Below are 25,344 nucleotides of genomic sequence, written 5' to 3'. Positions count from 1 at the left end.
TGCTATGTCCAACTTTACGCTGCATACCCTGACCGCCCGCAAACAGGCCGGTGAAAAGTTTGCCGTACTGACCGCTTATGATGCGACCTTTGCCCACCTGGTGAGCAGCGCCGGTATCGAGATGATTCTGGTCGGTGACTCACTCGGTATGGTACTGCAGGGACAGAGCAGCACCCTGCCGGTTACCGTTGATGAGATGGCTTACCACACCGCCAGCGTTGCCCGCGGCAATCAGGGTGCCATGATCATGTCGGACCTGCCGTTCATGAGCTATTCCACACCGGAGCAGGCGATGGACAACTCGGCCAAGCTGATGCAGGCAGGCGCACACATCGTCAAGCTGGAAGGCGGCGACTGGCTGTGTGAAAGCGTGCGCATGCTGGCCGAGCGCGGCGTGCCCGTGTGCCCGCACCTTGGCTTGACACCTCAGGCCGTCAACAAGCTTGGCGGTTATCGAGTGCAGGGGCGTGACCGCCAGTCCGCCCTGAAAATGATTGAAGATGCGAAGAAGCTTGAAGATGCCGGCGCCAGCATGCTCCTGCTGGAGTGTGTCCCCACACTGCTGGCCGAAGAGATTACCCGCAACGTAGAGATTCCGGTTATCGGTATCGGTGCAGGCCATCACACGGATGCCCAGGTACTGGTGATGCATGACATGCTTGGCATTACACCTGGACGTCGGCCCAAGTTCGTCAAGGACTTCATGGCCGAAGCCGACAGCATTGAGCAGGCTTTCCGCCTGTATGGCGATCAGGTAAGAGCCGGTACGTTTCCCGGACCGGAACACGGGTTCGAGTAACATGCAGACGATCAACACCATTGCGGATCTGCGTACCGCCCTGAAGCCGGCACGACTGTCCGGCCGGAAAATTGCACTGGTACCCACCATGGGCAACCTGCACCAGGGCCACATCAAACTGGTGGAAACAGCACGCCGGCAAGCCGATATCGTGGTGGCCAGCATCTTCGTCAACCCGCTGCAGTTTGGTGCCAACGAAGATCTCGACAGCTACCCTCGCACCCTGGCCGCCGATCAGGAGAAGCTGATGGCAGCCGGTTGTGACCTGCTGTTTGCACCCGGTGTCAGCGAAGTCTACCCGGAAGGCCAGGACAACCAGACACTGGTTGAGGTCCCGGGCCTGTCCGATCTGCACTGCGGCGCCAGCCGGCCGGGGCACTTCCGTGGTGTAACCACCGTGGTATGCAAGCTGTTCAACATTGTACAGCCGGATCTGGCCGTGTTCGGGCTCAAGGATTATCAGCAGGTTGCCGTGATCCGCAAGATGGTACGCGACCTCTGCATCCCCGTTGATATTGTGGGTGTTGCGACGGAGCGAGCCGGCAGCGGACTGGCGCTCAGTTCACGCAACGGCTATCTCAATGCGGATGAACTGGCCATTGCCCCCCTGCTGCAACAGATCCTGCAACAGACCGCCGAGGCGGTGCGCAACGGCGCCACGGATTTCAGCGCACTGGAACAGCAGGCGCAGCAACAACTTGAAGCGGGTGGCTTCCAGCGCGATTACTACCGCATCCTGTGCCGGGATACACTCCAGCCGCCTGAAGCCGGAGATGTTCGCCCTCTGGTCATTCTGGTCGCCGCGCGACTCGGCCCTGCCCGTCTGATCGACAACCTCGAGATCTGACACTCCCAGGGGGCCCTGTACTCCCGTTGTGCAGCGCACACAGTTTTGCCTTGGTCTACTTGACACCGCCTGAGCCCTTCGCGCAGACTCGAAGGACCTCATGGCGGTATGGATACCCGTACGCCTGCCCGAGCTGATGCCGACTGAAACATCCCTTTCACCGGCGTGCATTACCCTGAGCCCGGGATCAATAATGATATGAACCAAAGAGGCACTTCCATTATGCGTGATGTTGTTATCGTTGCCGCTGGCCGTACAGCGGTGGGTACTTTCAACGGCTCCCTCTCCTCACTGACCGCGGCTACTCTGGGCGCTGAAGTACTCAAGGGCCTGTTGCAGAAGACCGGACTCAACCCGGCAGAGGTAGACGAAGTGATTCTGGGCCAGGTACTCACGGCCGGCTGTGGCCAGAACCCGGCGCGTCAGGCTCTGATCCACGCTGGCATCCCTCAGGAAGTGCCCGCCATGACCATCAACAAGGTGTGCGGCTCCGGCCTCAAGGCCCTGCAACTGGCGACCCAGGCGATCCGCTGCGGTGATGCTGACGTGATCATCGCCGGCGGCCAGGAAAACATGTCCCAGTCACCCCACCTGCTGCCCAACTCGCGTAATGGCGCACGCATGGGCGACTGGAAGATGATCGACTCCATGATTACCGATGGCCTGTGGGATGCGTTCAACAACTACCACATGGGTATCACCACCGAGAACATTGTCGAGAAATACGGTTTCAGCCGTGAAGAGCAGGACGCTTTCGCTTCTGCCTCTCAGAACAAGGCTGAAGCGGCCGTCACCTCTGGCCGCTTCAAGGACGAAATCATTCCGGTCAGCATTCCACAGCGCAAGGGCGATCCAGTGGTGTTCGACACCGATGAACAGCCCCGCTTTGGCTGCACCCCGGAAGCACTGGGCAAACTGCGCCCGGCCTTCAAGAAAGACGGCACCGTGACCGCCGGCAACAGCTCCACCATCAATGATGGTGCAGCTGCCGTGATTCTGTGTTCGGCCGAAAAGGCGGAAGCGCTGGGTCTGCCGGTACTGGCTCGTATCAAGGCGTACGCCTCTGCCGGTGTTGATCCCGCCATCATGGGTACAGGCCCGATCTGCGCCACCACCAAGGCGCTGGAGAAGGCGGGTTGGGGCATCAACGATCTGGAACTGGTCGAAGCCAACGAAGCCTTCGCGGCTCAAGCCATGTCCGTCAACAAGGATCTGGGCTGGAACACCGATATCGTCAACGTGAACGGTGGCGCGATTGCGCTGGGCCACCCGATTGGCGCTTCCGGTTGCCGCATTCTCGTGTCACTGGTACATGAGATGATCAAGCGTGACGCCAAAAAAGGTCTAGCGACCCTCTGCATCGGTGGCGGCATGGGTACAGCACTGGCGATCGAACGCGACTGATTCGCACCGCATCAACGCAAACAGCCGCCCGAGGGCGGCTGTTTTGTTTCGGAAAGACACTGACGCCTGAATACCGCAGGCGATCACGCCGTGGCAATGGCGCCCTTGCCGATGCCCTCAAATGCCCGCACAACCACCTCATCCTGCGGGTGGTCGATTTTGATCTGCGCCGCAAGGTGTGCCGCAATTTGCTCCACGGTACTCTCGGTGTCGATCAGATAGCAGCAGCGGGCCGGCAGCTCCAGCTCGAACGCACCCTGAGGCGCCGTATAGGCATAATGGTGCACACCGTCCGGCTGGCTCTTCAAGTGAGCACGGGTACCAATATAGATATCACGGAAACACTCGGCCCAGCGCCCTTCCAGCACCTCATCACGATGACCGTTACGGTAGATCATGATACGCGAGCGGTGGCCATGAGCGATGCGCTGGCAGTTGCCATCATGCTGCTGCAGGCCGTGACTGTAATGGTAGTAGTGCCCGTCAATGGACTCGGTCGTGAATGCCAGCTCAACCCCCTGCACCTGCTCTGGAAACAGCTGACGCAGCTGGTCTCGGCACCAGTGGGCAACACTGAGTTCGTCAATTTCAGTACAGGGCAGAGCAGCGATGGCCTGTTCGGGTGAACGGCAGCGGAAAAGGCCACCCCCCGGGTAGTGCCAGCGTACTTCGGTCATGCCGCCCTGCTGCTCAAGCTGCAAGCCGGGCAGCTGCGCCGGTACGGCCAGCATATGATCAAGGTGTGCATCCAGCCACTGCTTGACCCGGCGCTTGACCACACCGAAATCACAGATCATCCCCTGAGGATCAAGACTGCCATCCAGTACCAGCTGCACCGCCCAAGACTCACCTACCAGCCCGCGCTTGGGATGAAGGTAGGAAAAATCCACATGGGTCAGATTATCGACGAAGAGCTTCACGGTGGCCTCGCAACAAGTTTGGGAGCGCTATTCTAGCGGATTCACCGACAGCTTTCATGAGCCCCTGTCGGTGATCTTGCCCGCTACTATATACTAGTACCCTTTGAATACTTTGCAGGTTAACCATGCGACTCGACAAATACATAGCCAGCGTCACCGACTTTTCCCGCAAGGAGGTCAAGCGCATGCTGCACGCGGACGAAGTGACCGTCAACGGGGAGCATGAGCGTGACGCCGGGCGCAAGGTCAGTGACGCCGATGACGTATGCCTGCAGGGAATGCCCCTCGATCCGCCCAGTACTCGCTATATCATGCTCTACAAGCCCGAGGGTGTGGTCTGCTCAAACGACGACCCGACACACCCGACCGTAACGGCGCTTCTTGAGATGCCGCGTGTCGAGCGCCTGCACATCTGCGGCCGACTCGATGTTGATACAACCGGGCTGGTACTGCTGACCGATGACGGCCAGTGGGCTCACCGTATCACATCGCCCAACCGCCACACCGGCAAGATCTATCACGTGACTACCTCGGATCCGATCCCTCCCGACACCATCCGCATCTTTGCCGATGGCATCATGCTGAACGGGGAGCACCGACGGACCAAGCCGGCAGAACTTGAACTGCTGTCAGCGCGTGAAGCCCGTGTCTGCCTGCATGAAGGGCGCTACCATCAGGTCAAGCGCATGTTTGCCGCCCTCGGCAACCGGGTTGAAGCCCTGCATCGCGAGCGGATCGGCGATATTATCCTTGATGAAATGCTCGAACCCGGTGAATACCGCGAACTCACCCCTGCCGAGATCGCCAGTGTCTGATATGGATCCAATTGCCCGCGAACTGGAACAGCAACTCAGCCACCTGAGCGATCAGGCCCTTTGGCTGGTGGATGAAAACCCGCAACCACGCTGTCGTCCAAACCCCTTGATTGAGGTGGTCGGCAACCGCTTCGATGTGATTGAGCAGCTTCGGCAGCAGGGCTGGCAAGCCCGGTTCAATGACTTTGAGCTCGATGCACTGCCAAGCGCCGGCTTCAATACCATCCTGTACCGTGTCTCCAAGGAAAAGGCCGTAGTACACCATCTGATCGGCGCGGCAAAACGCCTGCTCAAACCGAACGGCGAGCTCATTCTGTTGGGTGACAAGGGCGAGGGCATTCGTACCTACGTGCGCAAGGCCGAACTTTGTCTTGGGGGCAGCCGCAGTGAAACCAAACTTGGCGGCAACAGCTGGTGTGCTCACATAGTACGCAGTGAAGAAGGGGGTCAATGCCCCGACAGCCAGGATTATGCTGAACTGCGCCCGGCCTGCTCCGATCAGCGATTTGAGTACTGGGCCAAACCCGGCCTGTTTGGCTGGAACAAGATCGACCGTGGCAGCGCCTTTCTGATCGAGCAGCTGCCCGCCATGCTGGAAACACAGCTGCCACTGTCCGGTTCAGTGCTGGATCTGGGCTGCGGCTTCGGCTACCTTGCGCTCAATGCAGCAGGTCCTGAAACCCGGCTGGTGTGCACTGACAATAATGCCGCGGCTCTTCTGGCCTGCCAGCACAATCTTCGGCGCGCCAGAATCAGTGGCGAGGTTCTGGCCAGCAATGCGGGGGACAGCATCCGGCAACAGTTTGATACCCTGCTGTGCAACCCACCCTTCCACAGCGGTTTCAGTGTCGATGGTGACCTCACCGACCGTTTTCTGGCAGCCGCACAGCACCTGCTTACATCACAGGGTACCGCCTGTTTTGTCGTCAATCAGCACATCCCGCTTGAGCGCAAGGCGGTCGGACGCTTTGCTGACATCAGCCTGTGGGCCGATAATGGCAGCTTCAAGCTGGTTCGATTGCGCAAACCGATTAATCCAACTGTTCAGGGACACTCATGACCTTCGACTACCTTCGCCAGAGCCTGTTCTTTTTCCGTACCCATCTCAGCCGGCTGGCACTGATTCAGATTCCCTTTCTGCTGCTGATCACAGTGGTACAGTACCAGCTGCTGCAGGGAGCCGAGTCTGCCGAGGCTGCGCGCACGACCAGCAGCGTCTTCATCAGCTCGGCACTGGACCTGGCGCTGATGCCAATCTACTGGGGGGCTACCCTGCTGTATATGCAGTCGGTGCTGCAGGGACAAACACTGTCCACAAGCCAGGCGATCAGCCTCAGCCTGACCTGCTGGGGACGCCTGCTGCTGACGTATATTCTGACAGCTCTGGCGGTTTCGACCGGTCTGTTGTTACTTATCCTGCCCGGGATCTACATTGGCATCAGGCTGGCCTTTGCCGAGTTCTACTGCGTGATGGAAGGCAAGGGACCGGTGGAGTCCATCCGTGCCAGCTGGGGCAGCAGCAGTGAATTTTTCTGGCCGCTTCTGCAGGGACTGGCACTGATTTTCGGTGTATTGATGCTGGCTGAAGTGATGATCGGGCAGATGTTGAGCGATACCCGAATACTGATGCTGGCGCTGTCACTGCTGGTGCAGTTTCTGGGCGTCATGTCGAGCATCTACGCCTATCGCATCTACTGTGTGATGAAAGAGGAACACAAACCGCTCTGACCATAAAAAAACCCCTGCCGACGCAAATCGGCAGGGGTTTTTCAAAGTCGATACAACGCTGCTTAGCTGGAAACAGACTCGTCTTCGATCAGGTCCTTCATGGACAGCTTGATGCGACCACGCATATCCACATCCAGCACCTTGACCTTCACCATGTCATCCATCTTGATGTAGTCAGTCACGGCCTGAACGCGTTCCTTGGCGATCTGGGAGATGTGTACCAGACCATCCTTGCCCGGCAGGATATTGACGAATGCACCGAACTCTTCGATACGCACCACCTTGCCTTCGTAGATCTTGCCCACTTCAGCTTCAGCCGTGATCGCCATGACGCGATCCAGCGCCGCTTTGCCCTTGGCCTTGTCATCAGCGTAGATGCGGACAGTACCGTCATCTTCGATATCGATCATGGCGCCGGTTTCTTCGGTCAGACCGCGAATGGTGGCGCCACCCTTACCGATCAGGTCACGGATTTTCTCCGGGTTGATCTTCAGCAGCTGCATGGCCGGTGCGTTATCCGGCAGTTCCGGACGAGCATAGCCGATGACCAGTGCCATCTCTTTCAGGATGTGCTTGCGCGCTTCGTGCGCCTGCTCCAGCGCGATCTCCATGATCTCTTCGGTGATGCCGGTGATCTTGATATCCATCTGCAGGGCCGTAACACCCGCTTCAGTACCGGCGACTTTGAAGTCCATGTCACCAAGGTGGTCTTCGTCACCCAGGATATCGGTCAGGACGGCAAAGCGATCATTCTCCTTCACCAGCCCCATGGCAATACCGGCCACAGGCGCTTTCAGCGGCACACCCGCATCCATCATCGCCAGAGAGGCGCCACAAACGGACGCCATGGAGCTGGAGCCGTTGGACTCGGTAATTTCGGACACAATGCGGATGGTGTACGGGAACTCTTCCTGAGTCGGCAACACAGCCGCAACACCACGACGAGCCAGACGACCATGACCAATTTCGCGACGGCCTGCACCCATCATGCGGCCCGCTTCACCCACGGAGTACGGAGGGAAGTTGTAGTGCAGCATGAACGGATCCTTGCGCTCACCTTCCAGCGCATCGATGATCTGCTGATCACGGCTGGTGCCCAGGGTACAGGTCGCGATCGCCTGAGTTTCACCGCGGGTAAACAGCGCTGAGCCGTGCACACCCTTGAGCAGGTCGATCTCGACATTGATCGGACGTACGGTTTTGGTATCACGGCCATCGATACGCGGCTCGCCATCGATAATGCGGTTACGCACAATCTCTTTTTCCAGCGAGCTGAAAATCGCGGACACTTCCTTGCCGGAGGGCTGACCCTCTTCACTGCCAGACAGGGCTTCAACCGCCTGCGCACGCAGTTCAGACAGGCTGGACTGACGCTGCATCTTGTCAGCAACCTGATAGGCAGATGCAATGCCGGCACCGACCAGTTCACGCACCTGAGCGATCAGGGCTTCGTTCTTGGCCGCAGGCTGCCAGTCCCACTTCGGTTTGCCGGCTTCAGCCACCAGTTCGTTGATGGCGTTGATCACCACCTGCATTTCCTGGTGTGCAAACAGCACGGCGCCGAGCATTTCGTCTTCGGTCAGCTCTTTGGCTTCAGACTCAACCATCAGTACCGCATCGGCAGTACCGGCTACAACCATGTCCAGCTCGGAGGTTGCCAGCTCGGCATAGGTCGGGTTCAGGATGTAGCCGTCAGCCTCGGTGAAACCGACACGGGCACCACCGATCGGCCCCATGAACGGCAGACCGGAGATCGCCAGTGCCGCAGAGGTACCGATCATGGCCGCGATATCCGGATCATTGACCTTGTCGGCCGACATCACGGTGCAAACCACCTGGACTTCGTTCATGAAGCCTTTCGGGAACAGCGGACGGATCGGACGGTCGATCAGGCGCGAAGTCAGCGTTTCCTTCTCGGAAGGACGCGCTTCACGCTTGAAGAAGCCACCCGGAATACGGCCGACGGCGTAGTATTTTTCCTGGTAATGAACCGACAGCGGGAAGAAGTCCTGACCTTCACGCATCTCTTTGGAGCCGACTACGGTACAGAGTACCTGAACACCGTCCATGGTAACCATGACGGCACCGGTGGCCTGACGGGCTACCTTGCCGGTTTCGATGGTGATGGTATGTTTGCCGAACTGAAATGATTTACTGATCGCTTGCACGATAGAAACTCCTCGGGTTTGTGTATTCCCGTCAGCGGACCAACCAACCCTCTTTTCAAGCCAGTACTCAGTTGCCGACTGCGACAGTCGTCAAGTGAGTACAGGCTGGATGATTGTGTCGCTTTAACGGGCTGTAGATAAAGCTGAGGCCATACACAGTATGGCCTCAGGATGGAACTGCTTAGCGACGCAGTCCAAGACGGCCGATCAGCGCCAGATAGCGGTCAGCGTCTTTGCCTTTCAGGTAGTCCAGCAGCTTACGACGCTGGTTTACCATGCGGATCAGACCACGGCGAGAGTGGTGATCCTGCTTGTGCGACTTGAAGTGACCCTGCAGGCCTTCGATGTTCGCAGTCAGCAGCGCAACCTGTACTTCGGTAGAACCGGTATCACCAGCGCCACGACCGAATTCAGCAACGATTTCCGCTTTTTTCTCAATAGAGAGTGCCATTGTATATCTCCTCGTTAATATGCACACAGTGACCTGCACTGCGGATTGATAGACGCGCTGCACCGAGCATATTTTCAGTACAGCGTCAGTTTGGCTTCAGCCAAATCGGTTCAGGCGGTGCTGACCAGGCGTTTGCCCTTCAGCGCCCCCCTGGCATCGCGCTCTGCGATACCGAGAAATTCGTCGGTTGCACGGTTGAATACCAGAAACTCATCTGCCTCCGGCAATCGGTCGTCAACACGCAGCCTTTGCCCCATCTGCAGCCGCTCGGCTTCAGCCGCTTCCAGCTGAACCCGTGGCAAATCGGCCACCGGCGCCCAGGCCGGTAATAATAGCGCATCCAGCCGTTGTTGTATGCTGTTTTGCGCCTCCTCAGCCTGAGGTTGCGCCAGGTTTTGCAGCTGCTCCAGCGTCATCATCTGGTCGGCATGGAAAGGCCCGGTCTGCAGCCTGCGCAACACACTGACATGCGCACCACAGCCCAGCAGCACGCCAAGGTCCTCAACGATACTGCGGATATAGGTACCTTTGGAGCAGAACACCTCCAAATCCACCTCATCCCCGCGCAACGCCAGCAACTTGATCTCGTGAATCCGCACACGGCGGGGTTTCACTTCAACCTCGACACCCTGACGTGCCAGCTTGTACAACGGCTGGCCGTTGAGTTTGAGTGCCGAATACACCGGCGGTACCTGCTCGATCTCGCCACTGAAATGCTCGACCAGCAGTGCTTCAATCCGCTCTCGGCTGAGGTTGGCGGGAACCGGCTTTTCTTCGGTGATCTCCCCCTCGGCATCACAGGTATCGGTACGTTGCCCCAGTTTTGCCGTGGTCAGGTAACGCTTGTCCGAATCCAGCAGGTATTGGGAAAACTTGGTTGCCTCACCCAGACAGATCGGCAGCAGGCCAGTCGCCAGCGGGTCCAGCGCTCCTGTGTGACCGGCCTTGGCGGCGCCATAGATTCGCTTGACCCTTTGCAGGGCAGAATTGGAGGACAGCCCCTGAGGCTTGTCCAACAGAAAAAGGCCGCTGATTGGGCGACCTTTTGGTTTACGGGCCATGCTTCAGTTCCCGTTATCGTCTTCATTATCCGGGCGGCTGCTCTCCTGCTGCCAGGCCTTTTCAATCAGGCCATGCAGGTGGCGCCCCCGCTCAACGGTTTCGTCAAAATGGAATCGAAGCTGCGGCATGACCCGCAACTTGATTCCGCGAGACAATTCCGTGCGCAGGAATCCAGCGGCGTTATTGAGCACCGTACGGGAACTCTTGATCACCTCGGCTTCAGTCTGATCACCAATCGCCAGCACGGTGAAGTAGATATCGGCATAGCCGAGATCCTTGCTCACCTTGACGTGGCTGATGGTCACCATACCCAGCCGCGGATCCTTTATTTCACGCTGGATCAGGGTGGCCAGATCACGCTGGATCTGGTCCCCTACCCGGTCGGTACGTTTGAAATCGCGTGCCATGATGCTCCGCTTACAGCGTACGCTGTACTTCAATGGTGTCGAACACTTCGATCTGGTCACCGACCTTCACGTCGTTGTAGTTCTTCACCCCGATACCACATTCCATACCCTGACGCACTTCTGCCACGGCATCCTTGAAGCGACGCAGAGATTCCAGCTCGCCCTCGTAGATCACCACGTTGTCGCGCAGTACACGGATACGCTTGTTACGGTAAACCGTACCCTCGGTCACCATACAACCGGCGATGGCGCCCAGCTTCGGTGAACGGAACACATCACGCACCTGAGCAATACCGACGATCTCTTCACGGTATTCCGGTGACAGCAGACCGGTCATCGCCTGTTTTACGTCATCAATGATGTCGTAAATAACGCTGTAGTAGCGCAGCTCAAGCTCTTCCCGTTCAACCACGGCCTTGGCCTGGTTGTCGGCACGTACGTTGAAGCCGATCAGGATGGCCGAGGAGGCCAGTGCCAGGTTGGCATCGGTTTCGGCGATACCGCCCACACCACTGGAGACGATGTTGACCTTCACTTCGTCTGTGGACAGATCTTCCAGTGACTGGATGATCGCTTCCAGAGAACCGCGTACATCCGCCTTGAGGACGATGTTCAGTGACTTGACTTCGCCAGCCTGCATGTTCTCGAACAGGTTCTCCAGCTTTGCCTTCTGCTGACGCGCCAGCTTAACCTCGCGGTATTTGCCCTGACGGAAAAGCGCCACTTCACGGGCTTTCTTCTCGCTGGACACAACGGTGAACTCGTCACCTGCACCCGGGGTACCATCCAGACCCAGAATTTCCACTGGAATGGACGGACCTGCTTCGTCGATCGGCGTGCCATTTTCGTCCAGCATCGCACGTACACGACCGTAATGCAGACCGGCCAGCACGATATCGCCCTTGCGCAGGGTGCCGTTCTGTACCAGCAGAGTGGATACGGAACCACGGCCCTTGTCGACACGGGACTCGACCACCACACCCTGACCCGGTGCATCTTTCACGGCAGTCAGTTCAAGCAGTTCGGCCTGCAGCAGGATCGCATCCAGCAGCGAATCGATGCCTTCGCCACTCTTGGCCGAAACATGCGCGAACTGAACATCTCCACCCCATTCCTCAGGCAGTACGTCACGCTGAGCCAGCTCGTTCTTGACGCGGTCCAGATCGGCATCTTCCTTGTCGATCTTGTTCACGGCCACTACCAGAGGTACACCGGCCGCTTTCGCATGCTGGATCGCCTCTTCGGTCTGCGGCATCACGCCGTCGTCAGCGGCAACAACCAGTACCACAATGTCGGTCAGCTGAGCACCGCGTGCACGCATGGCGGTAAAGGCCGCATGCCCCGGGGTATCCAGGAAAGTCACCATGCCATTGTCAGTTTCAACGTGGTAGGCACCGATGTGCTGGGTAATGCCACCCGCTTCACCAGTCGCCACCTTGGTGCGACGGATGTAGTCAAGCAGCGAGGTTTTGCCGTGGTCAACATGACCCATGACAGTTACCACCGGTGCACGGCCAACCTGCTCGCCCTGAGCCGCCTGAACGCTTTCGATCAGCGCGTCTTCAATGGCATTTTCCTGCATCGGAATGGCTTTGTGGCCCATCTCTTCCACCACCAGTACGGCGGTGTCCTGATCCAGCACTTGGTTGATGGTCGCCATGGCGCCCATCTTGAACATCACCTTGATGACTTCAGCCGCCTTGATCGACATCTTCTTGGCCAGCTCGGCCACGGTGATGCTCTCAGGGATATTTACTTCATGCACCACCGGTGCAGTCGGCTTTTCGAAGCCATGCTGGTTCGGACCAGAGCTGCGGCCACGGGCAGCACCTGCACGCTTGCCACCCTTGCCACGACGACCGCGGGTATCATCCTGACGTGCAGTTTTGCCGCCCTTGCCACGACGCGGGCGGTCGTCATCATCACTGCGACGGGATTTTTCCTTGTCCTTGCGACGCGGGTTTTCAGTGACCGGCTCGGCCAGCACTTCGGGTTCAGGTGCAGCCGCGGCAGCCGGTTTGGCCTTGGTTGCCACTTCAGCTGACGGCGCTGACTTTTCTTCAGCACGCGGCGCTTCAGCATCAACCTTGTTCGCTTCTGTAACGGCTTCAGCCTGAGCTTCAACGGCGGGTACCGCTTCAACAACAGGCTCTGCCACAGCCGCCACTTCTTCAACTACCGTTGCCGGAGCATTGTCCTCTTCCAACAGCGAACGCTTAACGTAGGTACGCTTCTTGCGCACCTCAACACTGACTGTCTTGCGCTTGCCTGAAGCACCAGAGACTTTCAGCTCAGACTTGGTCTTGCGCTTGAGCGTGATTTTGCTGGGTTCAGCTGCATCCACATTCTCGCCGTGACTGCGCTTAAGATGACTCAGAAGCTTCAGACGCTCCTCTTCGGTCACACTCGATTCAATTTTCTTTGCACCGATGCCGGCTTCCTGCATTTGCGTCAACAGACGCTCAGCGGATACACCAACCACATCGGCAAGTTGCTTGACGGTTACTTCTGCCATATATGTGTTCTCCTCTTCCGCTGGCGTTTACTGCTCTTGCGCAAACCAGGGCGCACGGGCTGTCATGATCAGCTCGGCTGCCTTTTCTTCAGTCAGACCTTCCACTTCCAGCAGATCTTCAACCGCTTGTTCGGCGAGATCTTCCATGGTGACGATGCCCCGGGATGCCAGCTGGAATGCCAGCGTACGTTCCATGCCATCCATGTTCAGCAGGTCTTCTGCCGGTTCCGCATCACCAAGCTGCTCCTCACTGGCGATCGCCAGATTGATCAGGGCATCCTTGGCACGGCTACGAAGGGCTTCAACCAGCTCTTCGTCAAATTCTTCGATTTCGAGCATCTCTTCTTCCGGGACATAGGCTACCTCTTCAATGGAGGTAAAGCCTTCAGCCACCAGTATTTCAGCCAGCTCTTCATCAATATCCAGGTGTTTGATGAACATATCCACCACGGCACCCACTTCGGTCTGCTGCTTCTCGGCCGCTTCATCTTCGGACATGACGTTCAATGTCCAGCCGGTGAGTTCACTCGCCAGACGCACGTTTTGCCCACTGCGACCGATCGCCATGGCCAGTGCCTCTTCAGCCACGGCCACATCCATGGAGTGACTTTCTTCGTCCATCACGATGGACGCCACTTCAGCGGGGGCCATTGCATTGATGACCAGTTGGGCCGGATTATCATCCCACAGGATGATATCAACACGCTCGCCACCCAGTTCATTGGATACAGCCTGAACACGAGAGCCGCGCATGCCGACACAGGCACCGACCGGGTCAATGCGACCGTCATTGGTCTTGACCGCAATCTTGGCACGGGCACCCGGATCACGGGCTGCCGCACGGATTTCGATCACCTCTTCCGCAACTTCCGGCACCTCTATGCTGAACAGCTCGATCAGCATGGCGTTGGAAGTACGGCTGAGTACCAACTGCGGACCACGGCCTTCGCTGCGGACTTCCTGCAGCACCGCACGGACACGATCTCCCATGCGGAAACTTTCACGCGGGATCAGGTTTTCACGCGGCAACAGCGCTTCAGCATTGTTACCCAGGTCCACAATGATATTGTCGCGGGTTACTTTCTTGACCGTACCGGCGACCAGTTCACCCTTGCGATCCTGGTACTGTTCAACCACTTTGGCACGCTCGGCTTCACGCACTTTCTGCACGATAACCTGCTTCGCGGTCTGTGCCGCGATACGACCAAAGGCAACAGACTCAACCTGCTCCTCCCAGATATCACCGGGCTTGAGGTTAGGGTCGATCTCCAGCGCTTCTTCCAGGGTCAGCTCAGTACCCAGTGCAGGCACTTCATCATTGCTGACCACCAGCCAGCGGCGCCAGGTTTCGTAACCGCCAGTTGCACGATCAATTACAACGCGGATATCCGCGTCTTCGTCATAGCGTTTCTTTGTAGCCGTGGCCAGAGCCACTTCTATCGCTTCAAAAATGACGGCCTTGGGCACATCCTTTTCATTAGAAACAGCTTCTGCAACCAGTAGAATCTCTTTATTCATACGACTGCCTCGCCAAACCTTTAAACCGGTGTTAAAACTGGGGAATCACATTGGCACGATCGATATAGTCGATCGGCAACAGATACTCTTCGTCATCGACAACCAGCAGAACTTCGTCACCTTCGACGCCGTTCAGCAGGCCCTTGAATTTTCTGCGTCCCTCAAAGGGCACCCGCAACCGCAGTTGCACCTGATGACCGGCATACGCCTGAAACTGTTCCAGCGTATACAGGGGACGATCCATGCCGGGTGAAGACACCTCCAGCATGTACTGTTCGGGGATGGGATCTTCCACATCCAGGATACCGCTTACCTGATGACTGACGCGGGCGCAGTCATCCACACTTACCCCGTTCGGACCGTCAATATAGATCCGCAACGTACTGTTACGACCGGCGGAGTGAAAATCCAGCCCCCAGAGCTCAAGCCCCAGAGCGGTCACGACCGGCTCAATCAATTCCTGCAACGTTTTCAATCTGGCTGACACAGAGGACGACCTCGTTCTGCATGTACCTGAAACAAAAAATGGGTCTCTGAGGACCCATTTCTGACGCGGCACCTGGTGCCCTTTTGTTCACCTACGAAAAAGCCCCTGAAAAGGGGCTTAAACGTAAAGAAAGTGGTAGCGGGGGCTGGATTTGAACCAACGACCTTCGGGTTATGAGCCCGACGAGCTACCAGACTGCTCCACCCCGCATCAGAAACAGGTGCACATTATACACAACACCTGCCTGTCTTACAAATGGTGCCGAAGGCCGGACTCGAACCGGCACGAGCATAGCTCACCACCCCCTCAAGATGGCGTGTCTACCAATTTCACCACTTCGGCTTTAACCGTTTGATCTTACTCGGCAACCGGAATATCAGATTCCGCTGCCTTGCCCGCCGCCGCATCCAGCTCAGGCAGATCACGCTGGGGGTCTGCTGCCGATTCAATCAGCTCTGCAGAAGGGATACCCGCGTCATTAACACTTTCCGCACGCTGCTTGGCGTAAACGGCCAGTGCAAAACTGGTGGCGAAGATACCTGCAGCAAGCACTGCAGTCAATCGCCCAAGAAAACTTTTTGACCCCTGACTGCCAAACACGGTCTGGGATGCACCACCACCGAAGGCAGCACCCGCTTCTGCACCCTTACCCTGCTGCAGCAGCACCAGCGCAATAATTGCAGCAGCCAGCAGTACATGAACGATCAGAACCAGACTTTCCATCATCTATACCGTATCAGCCGGCGACTGCCGCGGCACGGCAGATCGCGATAAAATCATTGGCCTTCAATGAAGCGCCCCCTATGAGGCCGCCATCGATATCAGGCTTGGCGAACAGCTCTGCGGCATTGGCAGCATTAACACTACCACCGTAAAGCACTTGAACATTTTGACCGGCAGCACCCGCCACCCTGGCCAATACCGCCCGAATATGGGCGTGCACTTCCTGAGCCTGCTCGGGCGAAGCCGTTTTGCCGGTACCGATGGCCCATACCGGCTCATACGCCACCACAAGACGCTCAAACTCGTCCGCTTCAATTCCGGATACTGCGGCACACAACTGACGGGCAACCACATCAAGTGCCTCACCAGACTCACGCTGCGCCAGAGTTTCACCCACACAAAGGACCGGTTTCAGGCCCGCTCGCAAGGCAGCCAGTGTCTTTGCCGACACCTGCTGATCATTTTCATGATACAGCGAGCGACGTTCCGAGTGGCCCACAATCACCATATTGCAGCCAACATCACGCAACATCGCAGCAGAGACCTCTCCCGTATAGGCACCGGCATCATGCTCGCTCAGATTTTGAGCACCAAGCGAGACCGCTGAACCTTCCAGCTGAAGGCCAACCGAGTGCAGATACACTGCAGGCGGACAGATACCAACCTCAACACCACCGACCGGACTGACTTCAAGCGACTCGACAAGTGAGGCAACCAGTGCATGGTTGGCCGCAGTCTCACCGTTCATCTTCCAGTTTCCGATTACCAGCGCGTTTCGCATTGATATCCCCTTACGAAAGAGGCGCATATGTTATCCGAGCACTCACTGGCTGGCAAGAGCAGCCAGTTCTTTTTCCACCCTCGCAGCCAACTTCCGACATAGACGATCCACTTCAGCCCCGTCCTCACCTTCAACCATAACCCTCACCACCGGCTCGGTACCCGATGGGCGCAGCAGTACACGCCCACGACAGCCCAACTCGGACTCAGTGGCTGCCACAGCATCCTGTACCGGCGCGATCTGGCTCAGATCGGGCCGACCCGGCATGGCAACATTGATCATGACTTGCGGCATTTTGTGCATGCCAGCCTTTAATTCATGCAGCGACTGGCCATGCTCCTGTATCGCTTTCAGGACCTGAAGCGCCGCAACCAGGCCATCGCCGGTAGTGGTCAGATTGCCGCACACGATATGGCCCGAGCTCTCGCCACCGAGCAACCAGCCACGCTGTTGCATCTGCTCAATCACGTAGCGGTCACCGACCTTTGCTCTGACAAAAGGCACATCCAGTTGCCCAAGCGCCTGCTCCAGACCGAAGTTCGACATCAGCGTGCCAACCACACCTCCGCCGAGGGCTTTCTGTTGCAGCAGGCTTCGGGCAATAATGAACAGGATCTCATCACCATCAACCAACTCCCCGCGATGATCAACCAGCATCAGGCGGTCACCATCGCCATCCAGTGCAACCCCCAGATCAGCCTCTTCGGCCATGACCACTTTTTGCAGTCGGGTTGTGTCGGTGGCACCACAGGCTTCATTGATGTTCACCCCGTCTGGTGAGGACGCAATTTCGATCACCTCGGCACCGAGTTCCGCCAGCACCTTCGGCGCAACGTGATAGGTTGCACCGTTGGCACAATCCAGCACAATCCTCAATCCCTTGAGATTCAGGTTGCCACTGACGGTACCCTTGCAGAACTCGATGTAGCGCCCGGCGGCATCATCAACACGGCGAACCTTGCCCAAGTCGACTGAGGGCACCGTTGTCATGGACAGATCCATCTGCGCCTCAATGGCACGCTCGATACTGTCCGGAAGCTTGGTACCATCGCCGGAAAAGAACTTGATGCCGTTGTCGGAATAGACATTGTGCGAAGCACTGATCACGATGCCCGCGTTCGCCCTGAACGTCCGGGTAAGATAGGCAATCGCCGGCGTTGGCATCGGCCCGGTCAACAGCACATCCACACCCGCGGCTGACAGCCCCGCTTCCAGAGCCGACTCGAACATGTAACCGGAAATTCGCGTATCCTTCCCGATCAGGATTTTGCTGCGTCCTTCACGGGCGAAAACACAGCCTGCCGCCCAACCCAGTTTGAGAACAAAGTCTGGCGTGATCGGGAACTGACCTACCTCACCACGAATACCATCGGTTCCAAAATACTTCCTGCTCACCGGTCACACTCCTGCCGTTTCGTTAAGTACCGCTTCGGTCATCCGCACCACATCTACCGTAGGCGCCACATCATGAACGCGGATAATTTTTGCCCCTTTGCCGACCGCCAGCGCGACTGTGGCCAGACTGCCATAGAGACGCTGATCCACCGGCCTGCCAAGCGCCAGCCCTACCATCGACTTGCGCGAGGTCCCCACCAGCAGCGGAGCACCGAGCGCCTGCAGCCGCTGCATCCGGTTCAACAGCTCAAGATTATGCTCAAGTGTTTTGCCAAAACCAAATCCGGGGTCCAGCACTATCCGATCATCCGCGATGCCCGCCTCTCGACAACGCTGGAGCTGAAACTGCAAAAAATGCTCCACCTCCTCCGTCACATCACGGTAATGGGGCTTCAGCTGCATGGTAGCCGGGCTGCTGCCCTGCATATGCATGACACAAAGCGCCAGGTCAGATGCAGCAGCCACTTCAAAGGCTCCCGGTCGCGAGAAGGAGCGCACATCATTCAGCAGATGCGCACCGGCATTCGCGGCAGCCTGCATGACTTCAGGAGCACTGGTATCGACGGAAAGCACCACATCCAGCTCCTGCGACAGCCTCTCCACCACCGGCACGACTCGTTCCAGCTCTTCCTGAACCGGTACCGGCTCGGCACCGGGGCGGGTCGATTCCCCCCCGATATCGATCAAGGTTGCCCCCTGATCCACCATCTGCGTAGCCTTCTGTAACGCACGCTCAACCGAGAGCTGCTGTGCCTCGTAGACGCTGCCACCATCCGAAAATGAATCCGGCGTGACATTGAGAATCCCCATTACCTGCGCCCGCGCCAGATCCAGCGTGCGACCGGCACACTTCAAAACCGCCATAGCTGTAAAATCCTGCAACTGAAACAAAAAAGGCCAGCGCGCACGCCAGCCTTTATATAATACCAGAGCCTCGACCTCAGCGATCTTCCTCGCGACGCGGCCCTTCCTGATCATCCTGACGTGGAGTCTGGTCGTCATCATCGTTACCGCTATCACCGGCCTCGGTATCAGACTCCACCTCGTCACCGACCCCTTCAGGTTGCGACTGCTCACGACTCTTGCGCTCTTCCATGTCACGCTCGGCCTGATCGGCTCGCTCCTGAGCTTCAACCCAGCCATCCGGAGGTGTCACTTCCTGGCGCGACATCAGCTGGTCAAGCTGCACTGCACCGATGGTTTCATATTTCATCAGCGCCTGAGCCATGGCATCCAGAATATCGCGATTGTCGTCCAGTGTTTTTTTCGCACGGGCATAGCACTCGTCGATTATCTTTTTCACTTCAGCATCAATACGACGCTGAGTATCTTCCGACATCGGCTTTGCGCCCTGCCCCATGCCACGACCAAACGGGTCATCGTCTTCATCGCCGTACAACAGTGGCCCAAGATCTTCGCTCAGCCCCCAGCGCGTTACCATATTGCGCGCCAGCGAGGTCGCTTTCTGAATATCGTTGGAGGCACCTGTTGTCACACCCTCCTTGCCCAGTGTCATCTCTTCTGCCAGACGGCCACCGTACAATGAACAGATCTGGGAGATAATCCACTGACGGCTGTGGCTGTAACGGTCCTCTTCCGGCAGAAACATGGTGACACCCAATGCACGCCCACGCGGGATGATCGACACCTTGTACACCGGGTCATGTTCCGGCATCAGACGACCAATAATCGCGTGCCCGGACTCGTGGTAGGCCGTGTTCAGACGTTCCTTGTATGACATCACCATGGACTTGCGCTCAGCGCCCATCATGATCTTGTCCTTGGCCTGCTCAAACTGCTCCATGCCAACCGTACGGCGGTTGTTACGAGCGGCAAACAGCGCTGCCTCATTCACCAGGTTAGCCAGATCGGCACCCGAGAAGCCCGGTGTACCACGCGCGATCAGCTCAGGCTTCACGTCATCACCCAGCGGCACCTTGCGCATATGCACTTTCAGAATCTGTTCACGACCACGAATATCAGGCAGACCCACATGCACCTGACGGTCGAAGCGACCTGGGCGCAACAGCGCAGGGTCAAGCACATCGGGACGGTTGGTCGCTGCAATCACGATAACCCCTTCAGTCCCCTCAAAGCCGTCCATCTCGACCAACAGCTGGTTCAATGTCTGCTCGCGCTCATCGTTGCCACCGCCCATGCCGACACCACGGTGGCGACCTACGGCATCAATTTCATCAATAAAGATGATGCAGGGGGCATGCTTTTTGGCCTGTTCGAACATGTCACGCACACGGGAGGCACCCACACCCACAAACATTTCCACGAAGTCAGAACCGGAAATACTGAAGAAGGGTACTCGCGCCTCACCGGCTATCGCCTTGGCCAGCAGAGTCTTACCGGTACCCGGAGAGCCCGCCATCAGAACACCGCGCGGGATATGCCCACCCAAGCGCTGGAATTTGCCGGGGTCACGCAGGTAATCCACCAGTTCTTTCACTTCTTCCTTGGCTTCTTCAACACCGGCGACATCATCAAAGGTGGTCTTGACCTGATCTTCGCTCATCATGCGGGCCTTTGACTTGCCGAACGACATGGGACCACCCTTGCCGCCACCGCCGCCCTGCATCTGGCGCATGAAAAACATGAACACGGCAATAATCACCAGAATCGGGAAAGAGGCGACCAACAGCTGGGTCCAGATGCTCTGACGCTCCGGCTGCTTGCCTTCGATTACCACATTATGCTGCAGCAAGTCATCGATAAGCTTGGGATCCTGTACCGCCGGACGCACGGTCTCGAAGCGCTCACCATTACTGCGCTGCCCAATGATGGTATAGCCATCGATGGTGACCTTGGATACACGGTCGGCCTGAACTTCAGCAACAAAGTCTGAATAACTCAGCTTTCCGGCATCACTCTCGGCACTGAAATTGTTGAAGACGGTGAGCAGGACTGCTGCTATCACCAGCCACAACACCAGATTTTTTGCCATATCGTTCAATGGATCACCCTCTGTTCACTCGATTCTGTCGGCCACACTGATTGTCACTTTCAACCAATCGGCATCGCCCTGCAACCTGTTTATCGTTGTACGCATGCAAACCCTGTTCCGAGCAGGCAGCAACATGAAATCCGCTTACCCACCCCTTCGATTCGCCAAATCGAAAAATGTTCCTTTTCGACTCTCTCTGCAGCATCACCGGCAGACGAGACCGAAGCGCTACTCAGGCCGGCATGACTCAGGTAAAATACCTCTTTATCTGATCAAACGGGATCCATCCCCGAATCAAGAGGCACCATATTCTAGTATGAGCTTGACGCCTGAGCAAAAGAAGCACTTCCGCACCCTGGGTCATAACCTGAACCCGATCGTTATGGTGGCAGGCAAGGGGCTGTCCGAAAACATTCAGCTTGAAGTGGATCGCGCCCTTGAAGACCACGAACTGATCAAGGTGAAGTTCTCCGTTGGAGATCGCGACATCAAGCGCCAACTGGTGCGCGAGCTGTGCGATATCGTGGAAGCTGAGCTGGTACAGCAGATCGGCAACATTGCCCTGCTGTATCGACCTTCACGCGACCCCAACCCCAAACTGTCCAATTTGCTGCGCTGAACCGCAGCCAAAAAAAACCGCCGACACCCGGCGGTTTTTTTTATTTCAGCTGACTAGATATGCTCTACCGCTGCAATTTCATACTCGATCATGCTGGAAGGCGTCTGCACAGCTGCAATATCCCCCTCCATTTTGCCCACCAGCGCTCGCGCGATGGGTGAGTTGACCGAAATCTTGCCATCCCTGATGCTGGCCTCGTCGTCACCTACAATCTGGTAACGCACTTCCTCTTCGGTTTCGATGTTAATCAGCTCCACGGTGGTGCCGAAAATCACCTTACCTGTATGCGGAATGGCCGTAACATCAATCACCTGAGCCTGAGACAATTTGTACTCAAGCTCACGGATGCGGCCTTCAATGAAGCCCTGCTGCTCACGGGCGGCGTGATACTCGGCGTTTTCTTTCAAGTCACCATGCTCACGCGCCTCAGCGATAGCCGCTATCACTGCGGGACGCTGGACCGACTTGAGGTCGGCCAGCTCTTCACGCAGTTTCTTTTCACCGGCAACGGTCATCGGAACCCGTTTCATTCTGCCACTCCTGCATGCACGTCCTGCAGACGACGCACGGTTTTTTCCTCACCATACTTGAGCGCTTCCGCAGTCGCTGCGGCCCCTGCCAGTGTTGTGGTATAGGGAACCTTGTGCTGCAGCGCCGAACGGCGAATTTCAGCGGAATCGGCAATCGCCTTGCGGCCCTCGGTGGTATTGATCACATACACGATTTCGCCGTTCTTGATCATATCCACGATATTGGGACGACCTTCCGCAACCTTGTTCACCCGTGCCACACTCAGCCCGGCCTCTTCAAGCAGTGCAGCGGTACCTGCCGTTGCCACCAGCGAGAAGCCCAGCGCAGACAGGTCCTTCGCCACCGGAACAACGGCAGTCTTGTCCACGTCACGTACGGAAATGAACGCCTTGCCACTGGCCGAAGGCATTTTTTCACCGGCGCCGATCTGCGCCTTCATGAATGCCTCGCCGAAGGTGGCACCCGTACCCATCACTTCGCCGGTGGATTTCATCTCCGGGCCAAGAATCGGATCAACACCCGGGAACTTGTTGAACGGGAATACCGCTTCCTTAACGTTGAAGAACTTCGGTACGATCTCTTCGGTAAAACCGAGCTCCTGCAGGGTTCTGCCGGTCATCACCAGCGCCGCAACCTTGGCCAGGGACACGCCGATGCACTTGGATACAAAAGGTACGGTACGCGAGGCGCGCGGGTTCACTTCGATGACATAAATTTCGCCATCCTGATAGGCCAGCTGCACGTTCATAAGGCCAACAACACCCAGTTCCAGTGCCATTTTGCGCACCATTTCGCGCATATCGTCCTGCACATCGGCCGCCAGACTGTACGGCGGCAGAGAACAGGCCGAGTCACCGGAGTGAACACCCGCCTGCTCAATGTGCTGCATGATCGCGCCAATCACCACGGTCTTGCCGTCGCTGACCGCATCGATATCGACCTCGACCGCTGCATTGAGGAAGTGGTCCAGCAGCACCGGTGCATCGTTAGAGACCTGTACTGCAGAGTTCATGTAACGGCGCAGCTCATCTTCCTTGTATACGATCTCCATCGCCCGGCCACCCAGTACATAGGAGGGACGAACAACGAGCGGATAGCCAATCTTGCCGGCTTCCACAATTGCCTCTTCCAGACTGCGTACAGTGGCGTTTTCAGGCTGCTTCAGGCCCAGGCGTTTCAGCATCTGCTGGAACTGTTCACGATCCTCGGCACGGTCGATCGCTTCAGGGCTGGTACCGATAATCGGCACACCCGCCTGCTCCAGCGCCACCGCCAGCTTCAGCGGCGTCTGACCACCGTACTGTACAATCACACCCTTGGGCTTTTCGACGTGCACGATTTCGAGCACATCTTCCAGCGTGATCGGCTCAAAGAACAGGCGATCGGAGGTGTCATAGTCAGTGGACACGGTTTCCGGGTTACAGTTGACCATGATGGTCTCGTACCCGTCCTCACGGGCCGCCAGTGCAGCATGCACACAGCAGTAGTCAAACTCGATACCCTGACCGATGCGGTTCGGACCACCGCCAATCACCATGATCTTTTCACGGTCAGACGGATTGGCCTCGCACTCCTCCTCGTAGGTGGAGTACATGTAGGCGGTATCGGTCGCAAATTCGGCCGCGCAGGTATCCACGCGCTTGAACACCGGACGCACACCCAGGCTATGACGCTGCTTGCGGAACGACTTTTCGCTCACACCCAGCAGTTGCGCCAGGCGCGCATCGGAGAAGCCCTTGCGCTTGAGACTGAAGATCTGATCCTTGTCGAGATCACTCAGCGCTGTTTCGGACACACGCTGCTCATCCTTGATGATGTCTTCGATCTGCACCAGGAACCAGGGGTCCACGCCGCTCAGCTTGTAGATTTCATCCACGCTCATGCCGAGGCGGAAAGCGTCACCGATGTACCAGATGCGCTCGGCACCCGGCTGGGTCAGCTCGCGCACGATATCATCACGGGCATCTTCAGCATTCAGATCCACGATCGGATCAAACCCGTTCGCGCCCACTTCAAGGCCGCGCAGTGCTTTCTGCAACGACTCCTGCTGAGTACGACCGATCGCCATCACCTCGCCCACGGACTTCATCTGAGTGGTCAGACGGCTGTTGGCCTGCGGGAACTTTTCAAAGGTGAAGCGCGGAATCTTGGTGACAACATAGTCGATGGACGGCTCGAACGATGCCGGAGTACGTCCACCGGTAATGTCGTTCTGCAGCTCATCCAGGGTATAGCCTACCGCCAGTTTGGCCGCGATCTTGGCGATCGGGAAGCCGGTTGCCTTGGACGCCAGCGCGGAAGAGCGCGACACACGGGGGTTCATCTCGATGACCACCACGCGGCCGGTTTCCGGATCCACACCGAACTGAACATTGGAGCCACCGGTTTCCACACCGATCTCACGCAGTACCGCGATCGATGCGTTACGCATGATCTGGTACTCCTTGTCAGTGAGGGTCTGAGCGGGCGCAACGGTGATGGAGTCACCTGTATGCACACCCATGGCGTCAAAGTTCTCGATCGAGCAGACTATGATGCAGTTGTCGTTCTTGTCGCGAACAACTTCCATCTCGTACTCTTTCCAGCCGATCAGGGACTCGTCGATCAGCAGCTCTTTGGTCGGCGACAGATCCAGACCGCGCTCACAGATCTCGATGTACTCTTCACGGTTGTAGGCGATACCGCCACCGGAACCGCCCATGGTGAAAGAGGGACGAATGATGGCCGGGAAGCCGATGGAGTCCAGCACCTGCAGTGCCTCTTCCATGCTGTGCGCGATGGCTGAGCGCGGGCACTCAAGGCCGATGTTCTTCATCGCCTTGTCAAAGCGCTCACGGTCTTCCGCCTTGTCGATGGCATCCTGGGTTGCACCGATCATCTCGACGCCGAATTCGGCCAGCACGCCTTCGCGGTCCAGATCCAGCGCACAGTTCAGTGCGGTCTGACCGCCCATGGTCGGCAGCAGCGCATCCGGACGCTCTTTTTCGATGATTTTGGCGACAGTTTTCCAGTTGATCGGCTCGATATAGGTCGCATCCGCCATGGCCGGATCGGTCATGATGGTCGCCGGGTTGGAGTTCACCAGGATGACACGGTAGCCCTCTTCACGCAGCGCCTTGCACGCCTGGGCTCCGGAATAGTCAAATTCGCAGGCCTGTCCGATCACGATCGGGCCCGCACCAAGGATGAGAATACTGTTTATGTCCGTACGTTTTGGCATC

Annotated in this window: 22 protein-coding genes and 2 tRNA genes; 7 read left to right on the top strand and 17 right to left on the bottom strand. The window is 57.4% G+C overall.

Annotation, left to right across the window (positions count from 1 at the left end; genetic code table 11):
* Positions 1-4: 4 nt before the first annotated feature.
* The 3 genes from panB (at position 5) to ABIE60_RS06470 (ending at position 3,050) form a co-directional block, all read left to right on the top strand.
* Positions 5-799: a 3-methyl-2-oxobutanoate hydroxymethyltransferase gene (panB, locus tag ABIE60_RS06480; protein ID WP_354468617.1), complete on the top strand. Its 795-nt coding sequence runs from the start codon at positions 5-7 to the stop codon at positions 797-799.
* 1 nt (position 800) lies between these two features.
* Positions 801-1,646: a pantoate--beta-alanine ligase gene (panC, locus tag ABIE60_RS06475; protein ID WP_354468616.1), complete on the top strand. Its 846-nt coding sequence runs from the start codon at positions 801-803 to the stop codon at positions 1,644-1,646.
* Positions 1,647-1,868: 222 nt separating this feature from the next.
* Complete coding sequence (locus ABIE60_RS06470; RefSeq protein ID WP_354468615.1) at positions 1,869-3,050, top strand: acetyl-CoA C-acetyltransferase; 1,182 nt, start codon at positions 1,869-1,871, stop codon at positions 3,048-3,050.
* Positions 3,051-3,133: 83 nt separating this feature from the next.
* On the opposite strand, the gene ABIE60_RS06465 is transcribed toward ABIE60_RS06470, so the two are convergent.
* Positions 3,134-3,970, bottom strand: a complete 837-nt coding sequence (locus tag ABIE60_RS06465) for a 6-carboxytetrahydropterin synthase (RefSeq protein ID WP_354468614.1) — start codon at positions 3,968-3,970, stop codon at positions 3,134-3,136.
* Between the two features lie 125 nt (positions 3,971-4,095).
* On the opposite strand from ABIE60_RS06465, the gene rsuA reads away from it, so the two are divergent.
* The 3 genes from rsuA to ABIE60_RS06450 are packed head-to-tail and all read left to right on the top strand — an operon-like array spanning position 4,096 to position 6,513.
* Complete coding sequence (rsuA, locus tag ABIE60_RS06460) at positions 4,096-4,785, top strand: 16S rRNA pseudouridine(516) synthase RsuA (protein ID WP_354468613.1); 690 nt, start codon at positions 4,096-4,098, stop codon at positions 4,783-4,785.
* Between the two features lies 1 nt (position 4,786).
* On the top strand, positions 4,787-5,845 hold the full coding sequence (locus ABIE60_RS06455) for a methyltransferase (RefSeq protein ID WP_354468612.1): 1,059 nt from the start codon (positions 4,787-4,789) through the stop codon (positions 5,843-5,845).
* On the top strand, positions 5,842-6,513 hold the full coding sequence (locus ABIE60_RS06450) for a YciC family protein (RefSeq protein ID WP_354468611.1): 672 nt from the start codon (positions 5,842-5,844) through the stop codon (positions 6,511-6,513). The genes ABIE60_RS06455 and ABIE60_RS06450 overlap by 4 nt, the downstream gene beginning before the upstream one ends.
* 62 nt (positions 6,514-6,575) lie before the next feature.
* Here ABIE60_RS06450 and pnp read toward each other — a convergent pair whose 3' ends face one another.
* The 14 genes from pnp to ftsH all read right to left on the bottom strand — a co-directional run bounded on the left by pnp (position 6,576) and on the right by ftsH (position 20,973).
* Entirely contained in the window at positions 6,576-8,681 is a 2,106-nt protein-coding gene (pnp, locus tag ABIE60_RS06445) for a polyribonucleotide nucleotidyltransferase (RefSeq protein WP_354468610.1), read from the bottom strand.
* 181 nt (positions 8,682-8,862) lie between these two features.
* A complete protein-coding gene (rpsO, locus tag ABIE60_RS06440) occupies positions 8,863-9,132 on the bottom strand; it encodes a 30S ribosomal protein S15 (RefSeq protein ID WP_354409653.1) in 270 nt (89 codons plus the stop codon).
* Positions 9,133-9,242: 110 nt separating this feature from the next.
* Positions 9,243-10,193: a tRNA pseudouridine(55) synthase TruB gene (gene truB / locus ABIE60_RS06435; RefSeq protein ID WP_354468609.1), complete on the bottom strand. Its 951-nt coding sequence runs from the start codon at positions 10,191-10,193 to the stop codon at positions 9,243-9,245.
* Between the two features lie 3 nt (positions 10,194-10,196).
* The gene (rbfA, locus tag ABIE60_RS06430) at positions 10,197-10,601 is read right to left on the bottom strand and encodes a 30S ribosome-binding factor RbfA (RefSeq protein ID WP_091827655.1); all 405 of its coding nucleotides are present in this window, start codon (positions 10,599-10,601) and stop codon (positions 10,197-10,199) included.
* 10 nt (positions 10,602-10,611) lie between these two features.
* A complete protein-coding gene (gene infB / locus ABIE60_RS06425) occupies positions 10,612-13,116 on the bottom strand; it encodes a translation initiation factor IF-2 (protein WP_354468608.1) in 2,505 nt (834 codons plus the stop codon).
* Positions 13,117-13,143: 27 nt separating this feature from the next.
* The gene (gene nusA, locus ABIE60_RS06420; protein ID WP_354468607.1) at positions 13,144-14,634 is read right to left on the bottom strand and encodes a transcription termination factor NusA; all 1,491 of its coding nucleotides are present in this window, start codon (positions 14,632-14,634) and stop codon (positions 13,144-13,146) included.
* 31 nt (positions 14,635-14,665) lie between these two features.
* A complete protein-coding gene (gene rimP / locus ABIE60_RS06415) occupies positions 14,666-15,121 on the bottom strand; it encodes a ribosome maturation factor RimP (RefSeq protein WP_091827658.1) in 456 nt (151 codons plus the stop codon).
* Positions 15,122-15,254: 133 nt separating this feature from the next.
* Positions 15,255-15,331, bottom strand: a tRNA-Met gene (locus tag ABIE60_RS06410).
* Between the two features lie 46 nt (positions 15,332-15,377).
* A tRNA-Leu gene (locus ABIE60_RS06405) sits at positions 15,378-15,463 on the bottom strand.
* Positions 15,464-15,478: 15 nt separating this feature from the next.
* A complete protein-coding gene (secG, locus tag ABIE60_RS06400) occupies positions 15,479-15,844 on the bottom strand; it encodes a preprotein translocase subunit SecG (RefSeq protein WP_354468606.1) in 366 nt (121 codons plus the stop codon).
* A gap of 13 nt (positions 15,845-15,857) precedes the next feature.
* On the bottom strand, positions 15,858-16,625 hold the full coding sequence (gene tpiA, locus ABIE60_RS06395) for a triose-phosphate isomerase (RefSeq protein ID WP_354468605.1): 768 nt from the start codon (positions 16,623-16,625) through the stop codon (positions 15,858-15,860).
* Between the two features lie 42 nt (positions 16,626-16,667).
* Entirely contained in the window at positions 16,668-18,020 is a 1,353-nt protein-coding gene (glmM, locus tag ABIE60_RS06390; protein ID WP_354468604.1) for a phosphoglucosamine mutase, read from the bottom strand.
* Positions 18,021-18,023: 3 nt separating this feature from the next.
* Positions 18,024-18,884 carry a dihydropteroate synthase gene (folP, locus tag ABIE60_RS06385; RefSeq protein ID WP_354468603.1) on the bottom strand — a complete coding sequence of 287 codons (861 nt, stop codon included), beginning with the start codon at positions 18,882-18,884 and terminating at the stop codon, positions 18,024-18,026.
* Positions 18,885-18,960: 76 nt separating this feature from the next.
* Positions 18,961-20,973, bottom strand: a complete 2,013-nt coding sequence (gene ftsH / locus ABIE60_RS06380) for an ATP-dependent zinc metalloprotease FtsH (protein ID WP_354468647.1) — start codon at positions 20,971-20,973, stop codon at positions 18,961-18,963.
* A gap of 316 nt (positions 20,974-21,289) precedes the next feature.
* On the opposite strand from ftsH, the gene ABIE60_RS06375 reads away from it, so the two are divergent.
* Positions 21,290-21,592 (top strand): YhbY family RNA-binding protein, encoded by a 303-nt coding sequence (locus ABIE60_RS06375; protein WP_091827663.1) that lies wholly within the window; start codon positions 21,290-21,292, stop codon positions 21,590-21,592.
* Between the two features lie 53 nt (positions 21,593-21,645).
* Here ABIE60_RS06375 and greA read toward each other — a convergent pair whose 3' ends face one another.
* Both greA and carB read right to left on the bottom strand, forming a co-directional pair.
* A complete protein-coding gene (greA, locus tag ABIE60_RS06370; RefSeq protein WP_354468602.1) occupies positions 21,646-22,122 on the bottom strand; it encodes a transcription elongation factor GreA in 477 nt (158 codons plus the stop codon).
* Positions 22,119-25,343 (bottom strand): carbamoyl-phosphate synthase large subunit, encoded by a 3,225-nt coding sequence (gene carB / locus ABIE60_RS06365; protein WP_354468601.1) that lies wholly within the window; start codon positions 25,341-25,343, stop codon positions 22,119-22,121. The genes greA and carB overlap by 4 nt, the downstream gene beginning before the upstream one ends.
* Position 25,344: the final 1 nt, after the last annotated feature.

Source organism: Marinobacterium sp. MBR-109, assembly GCF_040547565.1.
In the GTDB taxonomy this organism is placed as follows: Bacteria; Pseudomonadota; Gammaproteobacteria; order Pseudomonadales; family Balneatricaceae; genus Marinobacterium.
This window is presented reverse-complemented; position numbering and strand designations above follow the sequence as displayed.

Coding starts and splice junctions, on each gene's coding strand:
- secG (WP_354468606.1), bottom strand. CDS start 15,844: ATGGAAAGTCTGGTTCTGATCGTTCATGTACTGCTGGCTGCTGCAATT.
- ftsH (WP_354468647.1), bottom strand. CDS start 20,973: ATGGCAAAAAATCTGGTGTTGTGGCTGGTGATAGCAGCAGTCCTGCTC.
- infB (WP_354468608.1), bottom strand. CDS start 13,116: ATGGCAGAAGTAACCGTCAAGCAACTTGCCGATGTGGTTGGTGTATCC.
- greA (WP_354468602.1), bottom strand. CDS start 22,122: ATGAAACGGGTTCCGATGACCGTTGCCGGTGAAAAGAAACTGCGTGAA.
- truB (WP_354468609.1), bottom strand. CDS start 10,193: ATGGCCCGTAAACCAAAAGGTCGCCCAATCAGCGGCCTTTTTCTGTTG.
- ABIE60_RS06450 (WP_354468611.1), top strand. CDS start 5,842: ATGACCTTCGACTACCTTCGCCAGAGCCTGTTCTTTTTCCGTACCCAT.
- folP (WP_354468603.1), bottom strand. CDS start 18,884: ATGGCGGTTTTGAAGTGTGCCGGTCGCACGCTGGATCTGGCGCGGGCG.
- rsuA (WP_354468613.1), top strand. CDS start 4,096: ATGCGACTCGACAAATACATAGCCAGCGTCACCGACTTTTCCCGCAAG.
- rpsO (WP_354409653.1), bottom strand. CDS start 9,132: ATGGCACTCTCTATTGAGAAAAAAGCGGAAATCGTTGCTGAATTCGGT.
- carB (WP_354468601.1), bottom strand. CDS start 25,343: ATGCCAAAACGTACGGACATAAACAGTATTCTCATCCTTGGTGCGGGC.
- tpiA (WP_354468605.1), bottom strand. CDS start 16,625: ATGCGAAACGCGCTGGTAATCGGAAACTGGAAGATGAACGGTGAGACT.
- nusA (WP_354468607.1), bottom strand. CDS start 14,634: ATGAATAAAGAGATTCTACTGGTTGCAGAAGCTGTTTCTAATGAAAAG.
- ABIE60_RS06470 (WP_354468615.1), top strand. CDS start 1,869: ATGCGTGATGTTGTTATCGTTGCCGCTGGCCGTACAGCGGTGGGTACT.
- panB (WP_354468617.1), top strand. CDS start 5: ATGTCCAACTTTACGCTGCATACCCTGACCGCCCGCAAACAGGCCGGT.
- rbfA (WP_091827655.1), bottom strand. CDS start 10,601: ATGGCACGCGATTTCAAACGTACCGACCGGGTAGGGGACCAGATCCAG.
- ABIE60_RS06455 (WP_354468612.1), top strand. CDS start 4,787: ATGGATCCAATTGCCCGCGAACTGGAACAGCAACTCAGCCACCTGAGC.
- panC (WP_354468616.1), top strand. CDS start 801: ATGCAGACGATCAACACCATTGCGGATCTGCGTACCGCCCTGAAGCCG.
- ABIE60_RS06375 (WP_091827663.1), top strand. CDS start 21,290: ATGAGCTTGACGCCTGAGCAAAAGAAGCACTTCCGCACCCTGGGTCAT.